Genomic DNA, 12,395 nt, shown 5'->3' with positions numbered 1-12,395 from the left:
TCCCTCCCCCTTGAGGGGAGGGTCGGCGCGAAGCGCCGGGGTGGGGTCGTTGCGGCCGGATGCGGCCAAATCTTTTTCTTTCTGCATGGCGGATCGTTGAGCGGGTGGAGGCGACCCCACCTGGCCCTTCGGGCCACCCTCCCCTCGAGGGGGAGGGAGTCAGGCCGCCGCTTTGAGCGACGCCTTTTGCGCCGCAAAGGCCCAGTCGAGCCAGGGCAGCAGCGCTTCGAGATCGGAGGTCTCGACTGTCGCGCCGCACCAGATGCGCAGGCCGGGCGGTGCATCGCGGTAGGCGCCGATGTCGTAGGCGACGCCTTCCTTGTCGAGCACCGAGACAATTGCCTTGGCGAACGCAGCCTGTCCATCGGCGTCGAGTGCAGCGACTTGCCGGTCGGTGAAGGAAAGGCAGACCGATGTGTTCGAACGCGTCGCCGGGTCTACGGCAAGATGGCCGAGCCAGGAAGATTTTCCGACAAAGCGATCGAGAACGGCGGCATTGGCATCCGCTCTGGTGACCAGCGCGTCAAGGCCGCCGATCGACTTCGCCCAACGCAGCGCGTCGAGATAGTCCTCGACGCACAGCATCGACGGCGTGTTGATGGTCTCGCCCTTGAAGATGCCTTCGATCAGCTTGCCCCCCGAGGTGAGACGGAAGATCTTCGGCAGCGGCCAGGCCGGTTTGTAGCTTTCCAGGCGTTCCACGGCGCGCGGGCTGAGGATCAGCATTCCGTGCGCGCCCTCACCGCCCAGCACCTTCTGCCAGGAGAAGGTGACAACGTCGAGTTTCTGAAAATCGAGCTGTTGCGCAAAGGCCGCCGAAGTAGCGTCGCAGATGGTCAGGCCCTTGCGTGTGGCCGGGATGAAGTCGCCGTTCGGCACGCGCACGCCCGACGTCGTGCCGTTCCAGGTGAAGACCACGTCGCGGTCGAAGTCGATTTTGGTCAGGTCGGGCAGTGCGCCGTAGTCAGCCTCTAACCTGCGCACATCGGCGAGCCTCAGCTGCTTGACCACATCGGTGACCCAGCCGGAGCCGAAGCTCTCCCAGGCCACCATGTCGACGCCGCGCTCGCCGAGCAGCGACCACAGCGCCATTTCGACCGCGCCGGTATCCGAGGCCGGCACGATGCCGATGCGGTAATCCGCCGGAACCTGGAGGATTTCCCGCGTCAGCTCGATCGCTTGTTCGAGCTTGGTCTTGCCGATCTTGGCACGGTGCGAGCGCCCGAGCGCGGCATTTTTGAGCGCCTCGACCGACCAGCCGGGGCGTTTTGCACAGGGACCTGAGGAAAAATTGGGATTTGCCGGACGGAATCCGGGCTTGGTATGCGTGGACATCGTGGTCTATCCTTCCAGATAGTGGCCCCTCGTTGGGGAGGGGTGGCCCACGGATGGCGATATGCGTTCAGGCTTTCGGCGTCAAGGGGAAAGTTTTTGTCGCTGCCGGGATATTGCCGAGGGCGAAACGCAAACGGCGGGCCTGCGACCCGCCATTGTCAACGCCTCGGCTTCGATCGAGCCTACCAGAGATCGTAGCGTAGTCCGACTTTGACTTGATGATTGTTGATCCCTTTGCGGATCGGAAAAGAAGTCAGACTCTCGGCAGTCACATATTCGGCGTCTGGCGCGGAAAAATACTGATAGCCCAGATCGACTGAGACGTTCTTGGACACTTGGTAGGCAAGGCCGGCATTCAGCGTGTAGGCGAAGGAGTATTGGGTCTTGTTGTCACGCAGGACGAAATCGTCGGTGGGGTCGGCGTTGTCGGTGAAGTAGCTCGCCGAGAGGCGACGCTTGCTCTGCAGGATACCGACACCAGCGCCGAGATAAGGTGTGATTCCGACATAGGTCCCAAGATCGACATAGCCATTGAGTATGCCTGAGAAGGCATAGTTCTTCAGGGTCGCCGATGCCACGGTCGTTCCGTCGTTATAGCCGACGTCGATCTTGTTGCCGGGAAGATAGCCGACATTGAGATCGGCGCGCAAATAGTCGTTGAAATGGTAGCCGAAGCCGATGCTGGCGAAGATGGGATCTTCCTTTTCGTCGAAGCTCGCGGGTGTAAAGGCGAAATGCTCATCCTTGAAGCTCTTCTGCACCAGATAGGAGACATCGCCACGCAGATACCATCCCGAGCCAACCTCGACCGGTACATAGTCGGGCGCCTGGTCGACATAGACCGGCGGTTCGTAATCGGCGCCAAGCGCCGGCGTCAGCGGCACCAGGACGACTGCTGCAAGCGCCAGTGCTACAGGCGATTTGAATGTCATGGTCCTCGGCTCCCGAACTTGGCGCATTCGCGATCGCGCGCCGTTTCAGACAGCATTGTTAACCATAGTGGTTAAGTGCGGGTTAAGGATAACAAGGCGTTAGCAATTGATTTGATCCGCCTTCGCTCCTCGAGCCGGACGGTGTTACAGAGCGCCGCAGCATGTTTAGGCAGCCAAACGAAACCGCCCGGCATCAGCCGGGCGGTCAACGAATTCCTCGATTTCGAAGCGACTACTTGGTGTAGACGGGCTCGGGTTCCGGAACATAAGGTTCCGGTTCAACGCAGTCCGATCTGCCGAACTGGTAGCGCAGGCCGCCGCGCACCTCATGAACATTGATGCCATTGTCATAGCCGGGGCCGACGCCGCTGCCGAAGTCGAACATCTTCCCACCGTTTATATGGCTGTAGCGGTAGCCGACGTCGAGTTTGACGCGATCGGTCAAACAGTAGGATGCGCCAACCATGGCAGCATAGGCAAAACGCCAGCCCTTGCCGCCGCGGTGGAAGAATTCACCGTCTTCATCGCTGTTGTGGAGTGTATCCCACTTAACCCAGGCGCCGCCGATGCCGGCGCCGACATAGGGCGTGATACCGTGCCATGTGCCGATATCGACATAGGCGTTGGCGAGCAGCAGCAGCGCGGTATAGGACGAGGTGTCGACCGAAGTACACGGATCTCCATCAAGGCAGATGCCGCTGGTCGAGCCGCGGAAGGTGGATTTGCTCATCCAGTCCGCGGTCAAGTCGGTGCGGAAGTGCCGGTCGATTTGATAGCCAACGCCGGCACCGGCCGAGAAAGCACTCTTCAGCTTGCCGCTGTCAAAAGTGCCGGTTCCGGGAGGCGGTCCGTAGGTGATATAGTCGGCGCCGCGAAACTTCGACCAGTGATAGTCGATGTCGCCACGGATATACCAGCCGCCAAAGTCGGCCGGCTGCTCGTAGGCGATCGGTGGCGGCGCCTCCTCGACGACGGGCGGCTCGACGAAATCGGCGGCGAATGCCGGCCCGGCGCCGGCAAACAGCGCGGCCAGGAGAGCCATTCTTGCTGTGTTGAACATGCTTTATCACCCCTGAGAACCCTCGAACGGCGAACGCGCCCGAAATGTGATTGACCTCAGTTGTGGATAATGAATCGGAAAGGTTAAAAGGCGTTTAACCGTATTGATTAACCACGAATCACTAAAAGTGGAGCAATCTGGCGGCCGTTGCTGCAGGCGGAGCTGGCCGCGACTCAATAAAATGCCCGCCGGCAAGGCGGGCTTTTGAACCGATGTTGGAGGGAGATCAGGCGGCGCTGCGCGTTTCCGAAATGACCTCGACGATGTCGTTGACCACGGACTCGACAAGCTGCGGGTCGTCGCCCTCCGCCATGACGCGGATGAGCGGCTCCGTGCCGGATGGCCGGATGACCAGGCGCCCGGCCTTGCCGAGGCGATTGCGCGCATCTTCGATCGCCGCCTTGACCGGCGCCTCCTCCAGCGGCTTGCCGCCGGAAATATGCACATTCTTCAAAAGCTGCGGCACCGGCTCGAATTTCTTCGACAGTTCGCTGACCGGCCGGTTATGGCGCTTGATGCAGGCGAGCACCTGGAGCGCCGAGACGAGCCCGTCGCCGGTAGTCGAGAAATCGGACAGCACGATGTGGCCCGACTGTTCGCCGCCGACATTGAGCCCATGGGCACGCATGTGCTCGACGACATAGCGGTCACCGACCTTGGTGCGATGCAACTGCAGGTTCATGTCGCCGAGGAAGCGTTCGAGGCCGAGATTGGACATCACCGTCGAGACGACGCCGCCGCCGGCCAGCCGTCCGCTCTGGTGCCAGGATTCGGCGATCAGTGCCATGATCTGGTCGCCATCGACGATCGCGCCGTTTTCATCGACGATAACGACGCGGTCGGCATCGCCGTCGAGCGCAATGCCGATATCGGCGCGCACCTCGTGCACCTTCTTTTGCAGGCCGGCCGGATGAGTCGAGCCGCATTCCTTGTTGATGTTGAAGCCGTTGGGCTCGACATTGATGGCAACGACCTCGGCGCCGAGTTCCCACAGCGCGTCGGGCGCCACCTTGTAGGCGGCGCCATTGGCGCAATCGACGACGATGCGCAGGCCCGACAGCGACATCGAGCGCGGCAGCGTGCGCTTGGCGAATTCGATATAGCGGTCATGCACGCCGTCGACGCGTTTGGCGCGGCCGAGCCCATCGGAATCGGCGAGCGCCAGTTCGATATCCTTGTCGAGCATCCCCTCGATACGCTCCTCGATCTCATCGGACAGCTTGTAGCCGTCGGGACCGAACAGCTTGATGCCGTTGTCGTAATAGGGGTTGTGCGAGGCAGAGATCATCACGCCGATATCGGCGCGCAGCGAGCGCACCAGCATGGCAACAGCCGGCGTCGGAATCGGGCCGAGCAGGAAGACATCCATGCCGGCGGCGCACAGGCCGGATACCATCGCGTTCTCGATCATGTAGCCGGAAAGCCTGGTATCCTTGCCGAGCACGACGCGGTGGCGGTGGCTGCCGCGCTGGAACGAGAGGCCGGCGGCCATGCCGACCCGCATGGCGACCTCCGCCGTCATTGGAAACTTGTTGGCTCGCCCACGAATGCCGTCCGTACCGAAATAATGTCCTGCCATGTTCGCCAGCTTCCCGATGGTTCTTTCCGAGCATCTCATGCCATAAAATGGCCCAAGCCCCGTCATCACATTGTATGATTATGGACGACCAATCCTTAGAAAATTATCGTTTTGTGTGTTTTGCGTCACGCTAGTGTGTTGATTTTCAAGTTCCGAGCCCTTGTTGCGGCAGCAACATCAGAAACGTCAACTCAAACCTCATCTGGATCCTTTGGTCTGTGGCAGTGTGGCCTTGAACCCGAATCCGCATCGTGCTGCTCCAGACAGTGGTAGGCTCAGGTCCGCCGCACCCGCCGATTTGACTGGCTGTCATGCGACGCATTGTCCTCGCTGGGAACCAGCCATATGCGCGCTCTCCGTGCAATAAACCCGGACGAACTTGGCCGGGAGACAGTCCCGGCAACGAATTCATCACCTTAAAGAAAAGAATGCACTTCTAAATTTGTCTCTACGCTACTTAGCATCTGGCGCAACCAGCCGTTGAGCGCTATTGCTGCACTGGGACATATCATGAACCGCCGTAGGGAGAAAACGCATGCTCATCCACCGACTTGCCACTTTGACGGGTCTTGCCGTCGCGACCTTATTCCTGGCGGCGCCTGCCAACGCGCTGACCATGGCCGAGTGCAGCACCAAGTATAACGCGGCTAAGGATGCGGGAACGCTTGGCGGGCAGAACTGGAACCAGTTCCGCAAGGCCCAATGCGGCACCGATGCCACCGCCGCTACAACCGAACCCGCGCCAGCCAAAGCCACGGCCAAGGCCGCCGACACGACCAAGGCAGCCGCCGCCGACGATGCGGCGCCGGGCCTGACGGCGAAGGAATGCAGCACCAAATACCAGGCCGCCAAGGCTGCCGGCACGCTGAACGGCATGAAGTGGAACGATTTCCGCAAGACCCAGTGCGCCGCCGGCGCGACGGCAGCCGCACAACCCGCCGCCACGACCAAAGCAGCGGCGGCCAGCAGCGATGACGCGGCGCCTGGGCTGACGGCCAAGGAGTGCAGCACCAAATACCAGGCCGCCAAGGCTGCCGGCACGCTCAACGGCATGAAATGGAACGACTTCCGCAAGAGTGAATGCGCCGCCGGCGGAACTGCAGCCGCACAGCCTGCCGCGGCACCTGCCAAGGCGACGACAGCCGCCGCGACCGATACCGGCAAAGGCCTCAGCATGGCGGATTGCAGCGCCAAATATCAGGCTGCCAAGGCCGGCAACACGCTGAATGGCATGAAGTGGAACGACTTCCGCAAGAGCCAATGCGGCGCCGGCGCAGCCGACGACGACACCCTGCCGGCTCCCGACGCCAAGTACACCGGCGATCCGCAACCGCCGACCATCACCGCCCCCCAGGGCGTGAAATTCCCGACGACGATCTCCAAGAAGTATGCAACCGAGACCCCGGCCAAGGGCCGCATGCACACCTGCCTCGACCTCTACTACGCCAACAAGGACGCCAACACGCTGGGCGGCCTCAGGTGGATCCAGAAGGGCGGCGGCTTCTACAGCCTCTGCAACGCCAAGCTGAAGAGCTGACCGGCGCCACCATCCGACGACATGAGCCCGCGAGCCCCAAGGTTCGCGGGCTTTTTTGTTGCTGCCGAACAAGTGAGAGGGCCTTCCGAGGTCGAACCAACAGTCAGATCGCGTTTCTTCGCTCTGTCCGGCCGACATCGATCTCGGCACCACCGGAACTTTCACAGCCAGAAGCAGAAAACCCGCCTCAGCGGGCGGGTCGTCAGCGCCAATTGGCACTATACCCAAATTAATAGCATAGCTGCCGGCACAAAGCAAGAACAAAATGTGGCGCCGCCGGCAAAAAAATGCGAGCTTCATTCTCCGGCGCGCTTTGTCGATCTTCCCGAAATCGTCAACGAGGACGATAGAAGGCCCCATTCCTTCGCGCCCCTCTCTGTCCTGCCGGACATCTCCCCCACGAGGGGGAGATTGGCCGTCATCGTCACTTTCGCCAATTTCCAGCGATGCAGGAAGGGTCGCATTCCCCAAGAGAAAACGCCGCGGTTAGAGCCGCGGCGTTTCGAAGTCGATCTGTCCTGGGCCGGAGCCTAGCTTGATGGCTGGGGTTCCATGCCGCCTTCGGGCTCGGGGCCTTTCTTGCGGCGGCCGGACTTCGGCACGGCCGAGCCGCGGCTCGGCGGCGTATCGTCGCCAAGGTCGCGCGCGGGCTTATTGCCGGCGATCAGCTGCTTGATCTCCTCGCCGGACAGCGTCTCGTATTCGAGAAGGCCCTGCGCCAGCGCGATCCATTCCTTCTTTTTCTTGGTCAGGATGGACCTTGCCGTCGAATAGGCCTCGTCGATCAGCCGGCGCACTTCGGCGTCGATGATCTGCGCCGTCTCTTCCGAGATGTTCTGCGTGCGCGCCACCGAATGGCCGAGGAACACCTCCTCCTGGTTGTCGCCATAGGCGACATGGCCGAGCTTGTCCGAGAAGCCCCAGCGCGTCACCATGGCACGCGCCAGCTTGGTCGCCTGCTCGATATCGGAGGAGGCGCCGGAGGTGATGTTCTCCTTGCCGAATTTGAACTCCTCGGCGACACGGCCGCCCATCATGATGGCGAGGCGCGAGATCATGTATTTGTAGCTCATCGAATAGCGGTCGCCTTCCGGCAGTTGCATGACCATGCCGAGTGCCCGGCCGCGCGGGATGATGGTCGCCTTGTGCAGCGGATCGGCCGACGGCACGTTGAGCGCTAGGATGGCATGACCGGCCTCGTGATAGGCGGTCAGCTCCTTCTCGGCCTGTGTCATCGCCGACGAGCGGCGCTCGGCGCCCATCATGATCTTGTCCTTGGCGTCCTCGAATTCGGCCATGGTGACGAGGCGCTTGTTGCGCCGCGCCGCCATCAGGGCGGATTCGTTGACCAGGTTCATCAGGTCGGCGCCGGAAAAGCCCGGCGTGCCGCGCGCGATCACCTTGAGGTCGACATTGGGCGCCAGCGGCACGTTGCGCACATGCACTTTCAGGATCTTCTCGCGGCCGACGATGTCGGGGTTCGGCACCACCACCTGGCGGTCGAAGCGGCCCGGCCTCAGCAGCGCCGGATCGAGCACGTCCGGCCGATTGGTGGCGGCGATCAGGATGATGCTTTCGTTGGATTCGAAGCCATCCATCTCGACCAGCAGCTGGTTCAGCGTCTGCTCGCGTTCATCATTGCCGCCGCCGAGGCCGGCGCCGCGATGGCGGCCGACCGCGTCGATTTCGTCGATGAAGATGATGCAAGGCGCGTTCTTCTTGGCCTGGTCGAACATGTCGCGGACGCGGCTTGCGCCGACGCCGACGAACATCTCGACGAAGTCCGAGCCCGAAATGGTGAAGAACGGCACGTTGGCTTCACCCGCGACCGAGCGGGCGAGCAGCGTCTTGCCGGTTCCGGGAGGACCGACGAGCAGCACGCCGCGCGGGATCTTGCCGCCGAGCCGCTGGAATTTCTGCGGGTCGCGCAGGAATTCGACGATCTCTTCCAGATCTTCCTTGGCTTCGTCGACGCCGGCGACGTCCTGGAAGGTGACGCGGCCATGTGCTTCGGTCAAAAGCTTGGCCTTCGACTTGCCGAAGCCCATGGCGCGGCCGGAACCGGACTGCATCTGGCGCATGAAGAATATCCAGACGCCGAGGATGAGGATCATCGGCAGCCAGGAGATCAGGGTGCCGAACAGCGAATTGGAGCCGTCGGATTCAGGACGCGCATTGATGGTGACGTTCTTGTCCTGCAGCCGCGAAACCAGCGACGGATCCCCAGGCGAATAGGTCTGGAAGCCGTTGGAACTGTCAGTGTAGTTGCCGGAGATACGGGCGCCGGCGATGGTCACCGACTTGATCCGTCCCGCCGCGACTTCCTGCAGGAACTGCGAATAGGGAACATCGCTCGAGGCTCCACGCGTCTGCGGCGTCTGGAAAAGATTGAAGAGAGCGATGAGCAGGACCGCTATGATCGCCCAGAGCGCGAGGTTGCGATAATTCGGATTCATCAATTGTCCCGTTGGCGCCGCTGGGCGGACACGCGTCGTGAGAGGAAACTTGGCCCTAACATAGGGAGAGCGTTCCCCCTTGCCAAGCATAACAGCAGGTCTCGGTTAAGCATTCGCCCGTGGTAGGCCGGCACTGTGGCCACCGAATGGCGAGGCTGGAACCGGCGCCGCGCCAAGCAAGGCGGCGACGGCATCGGCCGGCGCCAGATCGAAGGACGGCAGGAAACGGGCGAAGGGCGCGACTGCCGGATATGCGGCGACAGCCGCCGGCATCGGGCCTTCCCCGAGCAAACCAAGGCATTCGCCGTCCCGCCAGAGCGCCGGCTCGGCGGCCAAGGCGGCACGTACAAGGCTTGCCGGCGTGCCATGCCCTTCAATTGCCCGCTTTGCGGCAAGAGCCGCCCCGAGCGGTGCTACCAACAGCGGCGCGATCAACAATGCACCTGAACTGTCGCCCAATGTGATCCGTCTGCGGCAGTCCCAAAGCGCATTGCCGGAAACCGCAACAGCGGGCGGCAGATCCCGCAATTCGCGGTGCAGAAAGATGCCCGTACGCCGGGCATCGATCACGGTCCGCGACAATGTGGCACAAAGCGGCCCGGTGCGGAACCGGCCGAAAAGGGCTTCGCTGCGGGCCTGGTCGGGAAGGAAGGCGGTGCCGCCGGTCGCCGCCAGCAGGATGCGCAGCGCATAAATGGCCGCCCGGCTGTCGGCGGCCGTCGCAAAATCCTGATCGAGGCGGACGAGGCCGGCGGCCGGCCTGGAGGCCAAGCTGCGGATCAGCATGGCCGCGCGATGTCCCAGCTGCTCACGCTCGACCGCCGCCTTTCTGGCCAGCGCTATCGCTTCAGCCACGCGAGGCGCACCATCGCCTTCGGCAAGTGCTGCGCGGACGCGCGGCCGCTCGAAAGCGGTATCGGCATTGGTCGGATCATCGATCCAGGCAACCTGTTCACGCCGCAGGAATTCGCGCAGCTCAGCACGCCGCACGCGGAGCAGCGGCCGCACGATCCAGTGCCGCCACTCGTAGAGGGTTGCCGGCGCCATGCCGGCAAGGCCCCGCGCTTCGTCGCGCGGCCTCTCCTCACCTGGCCCGTCGTCACGTGCTTGCCGCATCAGCACGGTCTCGGCCTGGTCGTCGGCGGTGTGGCCGGTCAGGATCAGGCCGATGCCTGCCGCTTCGGCGGCCTCGGCGAGCAGCCGGTAGCGCGCCTCGCGCGCGGCGGCGGGCAGACCGGTCGAAGGTTTGTGCCCCGACCAGGCGAAGATGCGATGGGCAATGCCGCGCGCCGCGCAGAGCCTGGCCACGGCTTGCGCTTCCGCTGCCGCTTGCGGCCGCAATTGATGATCGATCGTTACCGCCAGCAATTTCGTTGCCGGGGCGTTACGATCGAGATGGGCTTTGAGGAGGAGGAGAAGGGCGGTCGAGTCGCTGCCGCCGGACACGGCCGCAACAGCGCCGTTGGAAAAGTCAATCCGCGAAAAATCCGAAAGGTCAGGCTCGCTGTCGAGCGTCATGCATGTCGCCCAAGCGTGGGCCCGGTTTTGAGGCAACGACACGCAACGGAAAAACTAGCACGCCGCGAGTGCCCTTTCCTGCTTGACCCGCTCCTTGAGCGCGCCGGAAATATCGGGGTAGCGCTTGCCGATCTCGCTGAAAGTGGCACAGGCCACGTCGCGCTGCTTCAGCCCGACCAGTGAAACGCCGAGCTTCAGCAGCATGTCGGGCGCCTTCTTGGCCTTGGGATAGTCCTTGCTGGCTGCGAGGAAAATCTCGGCCGCATCGCGGTATTTCTGCTGGCCGAGCAGCGATTCACCGAGCCAGTAATGCGCGTCCGCCGCCTTGGCGTCCCGGGGAAAACGGGCGATATGGTCGCGGAAGCCCTGTTCGGCGGTGCTGTAGTCGCCCGACAGGATGAACTGGTAAGAGTTGCGGTAAAGCTCCTCCGGATCGTTGGTCGACGGGAGTGCCGCAACCACCGTATCATCGGATTTACCGGCCTTGTTGCCGGCTGCGCTGGCGCCGTTGGCTGGGGCCGTATTCTGCTGCGGCGCATTCGCTTGGGCATTGCCGTCGGCTTCGACGACATTGCCGTTTTTGTCGACGGTGATGGTGCCGAACGTCTTGGGCGGCGCGCCGGGGATCAGCTTGCCGGGATCGCCGTTGGGCGATTCGACGATGACGTCCTCGACGCTCTTGTCGCCGTCTGCGGCCTTGCCCGCATCGGCCGGAGCCGGCGTCCCCGGCGCCTCCGCCACGTTACTGTCGCCGTTGGGGCTGTCGCTGCTAGGCGCCGCCTCGGACTTCTTCTGCTCGGCCGGCTGCTGCGCGCCTTGCGGACCGCCTTCCAACTGCTGGAAGCGGAATTCGTTGTCTTCCTGCTGCTTGCGGATCTGCTCCTGCATCTGCAGGACCTGGAAATTGAGTTCCTCGATCTTGCCATTCATCTGCCGGAGCTGTTCCTCCAGCGCCGGAGTGCCGGTGCCATCCTGTTGCGCGAATTGAACCTGATCCGGCTTTTTCTTTTCGCCGAAAATGCCGGGCAGTTTGATCGTCGGCAGGTGGAAGGAAAAACCGCTTTCCGATGACGGCCCGGTGCCGTTTGCCCCGTCAGCAAGTGCCGCGATACTTGATACGAGCAGCAGCGCAAGCGTGCCGCTCAAGACCGATCTGAAATGCATGTGCCTCTCGCCGTGAAACCATTGTTGCGCGCCTCTCATTCGAAGTAGACCAGTCAACTGGGGACTAGCCAGACGCTCTCGGCTCTTAACAGGACGTGAGACTTCGGCCAAATTTTGTTTGGAGCGAGCAGATATGAAAAAGGCGGCCTTTTGGCCGCCTTTCACACCAAGTGTTGCATTTATGCCGATCAAGAACCGGCGCCGCCCAGCGTGGTTACGGCGCGGCGGTTCTGCGACCAGCAGGAGATGTCGTCGCAAACCGCGACCGGACGCTCCTTGCCGTAGGAAATGGTCTTCAGGCGCTGCGCCGAAACACCCTTGGCGACCAGGAAGTCGCGTGTGGCGGCAGCACGGCGGGCGCCGAGCGCCAGATTGTATTCGCGCGTCCCGCGCTCGTCGGCATGGCCTTCGATGACGATGGCATACTGCTTGTACTGGTTCAGCCACTGCGCCTGGCGCGACAGCGTCGTCTGCGCATCGGCGCGGATCGAGGACGAATCGGTATCGAAGAAGATGCGGTCGCCGATATTGACGGTAAAGTCCTGGGCCGACCCTGGCGTTGCCGCGCCGGCGCCGTTGAGGCCAAGATCGGCGGCGCTGTTCGGCGTCTTCTTCGAGGCGCAACCGGTGATCGCGAGCATAGCGACCAGCGCGATCATGACCGGGTTTGTGGTAAGTGCTGCGATACGGCCCATGCCGCCTCTCCTTCGCAATTCGAGTGATTTCATTGATCGTCCAGTAACCACGTTTGGGTTAACCGACGCTCAAGAAACACGGTTAAAATTTGGTTTTCGGCTGCCGTCCGCAACCGTTC

General features: G+C 62.5%; 9 protein-coding genes. 1 reads left to right on the top strand and 8 read right to left on the bottom strand.

The features are described 5' to 3' along the window. Positions 1-159 precede the first annotated feature (159 nt). The 4 genes from NKI24_RS13780 to glmM all read right to left on the bottom strand — a co-directional run bounded on the left by NKI24_RS13780 (position 160) and on the right by glmM (position 4,906). Positions 160-1,335 carry a phosphoserine transaminase gene (locus NKI24_RS13780; protein WP_352450818.1) on the bottom strand — a complete coding sequence of 392 codons (1,176 nt, stop codon included), beginning with the start codon at positions 1,333-1,335 and terminating at the stop codon, positions 160-162. 182 nt (positions 1,336-1,517) lie between these two features. After that, positions 1,518-2,267, bottom strand: coding sequence for an outer membrane protein (locus NKI24_RS13775; protein WP_352450819.1), 750 nt, complete (start codon positions 2,265-2,267; stop codon positions 1,518-1,520). 232 nt (positions 2,268-2,499) lie between these two features. Next, positions 2,500-3,327: an outer membrane protein gene (locus NKI24_RS13770; protein WP_352745942.1), complete on the bottom strand. Its 828-nt coding sequence runs from the start codon at positions 3,325-3,327 to the stop codon at positions 2,500-2,502. A 226-nt stretch (positions 3,328-3,553) separates the two neighbouring features. Next, a complete protein-coding gene (gene glmM, locus NKI24_RS13765; protein WP_031213285.1) occupies positions 3,554-4,906 on the bottom strand; it encodes a phosphoglucosamine mutase in 1,353 nt (450 codons plus the stop codon). Between the two features lie 874 nt (positions 4,907-5,780). Here glmM and NKI24_RS13760 point away from each other — a divergent pair. Continuing rightward, complete coding sequence (locus tag NKI24_RS13760; protein WP_502901040.1) at positions 5,781-6,443, top strand: hypothetical protein; 663 nt, start codon at positions 5,781-5,783, stop codon at positions 6,441-6,443. A 530-nt stretch (positions 6,444-6,973) separates the two neighbouring features. On the opposite strand, the gene ftsH is transcribed toward NKI24_RS13760, so the two are convergent. From ftsH to pal, 4 genes are all read right to left on the bottom strand, one after another. Beyond that, complete coding sequence (gene ftsH, locus NKI24_RS13755) at positions 6,974-8,899, bottom strand: ATP-dependent zinc metalloprotease FtsH (protein WP_023677989.1); 1,926 nt, start codon at positions 8,897-8,899, stop codon at positions 6,974-6,976. A 105-nt stretch (positions 8,900-9,004) separates the two neighbouring features. After that, complete coding sequence (tilS, locus tag NKI24_RS13750) at positions 9,005-10,417, bottom strand: tRNA lysidine(34) synthetase TilS (protein WP_352745939.1); 1,413 nt, start codon at positions 10,415-10,417, stop codon at positions 9,005-9,007. 54 nt (positions 10,418-10,471) lie between these two features. After that, on the bottom strand, positions 10,472-11,581 hold the full coding sequence (gene ybgF / locus NKI24_RS13745) for a tol-pal system protein YbgF (protein WP_352745936.1): 1,110 nt from the start codon (positions 11,579-11,581) through the stop codon (positions 10,472-10,474). Positions 11,582-11,769: 188 nt separating this feature from the next. Then, on the bottom strand, positions 11,770-12,276 hold the full coding sequence (gene pal / locus NKI24_RS13740) for a peptidoglycan-associated lipoprotein Pal (protein ID WP_023677992.1): 507 nt from the start codon (positions 12,274-12,276) through the stop codon (positions 11,770-11,772). Positions 12,277-12,395 lie beyond the last annotated feature (119 nt).

This window comes from Mesorhizobium sp. M0701 (assembly GCF_040320365.1).
GTDB lineage: Bacteria > Pseudomonadota > Alphaproteobacteria > Rhizobiales > Rhizobiaceae > Mesorhizobium.
Note: the sequence above shows the minus strand (reverse complement) of the source record. Positions and strands in the feature narration are given on the sequence as shown.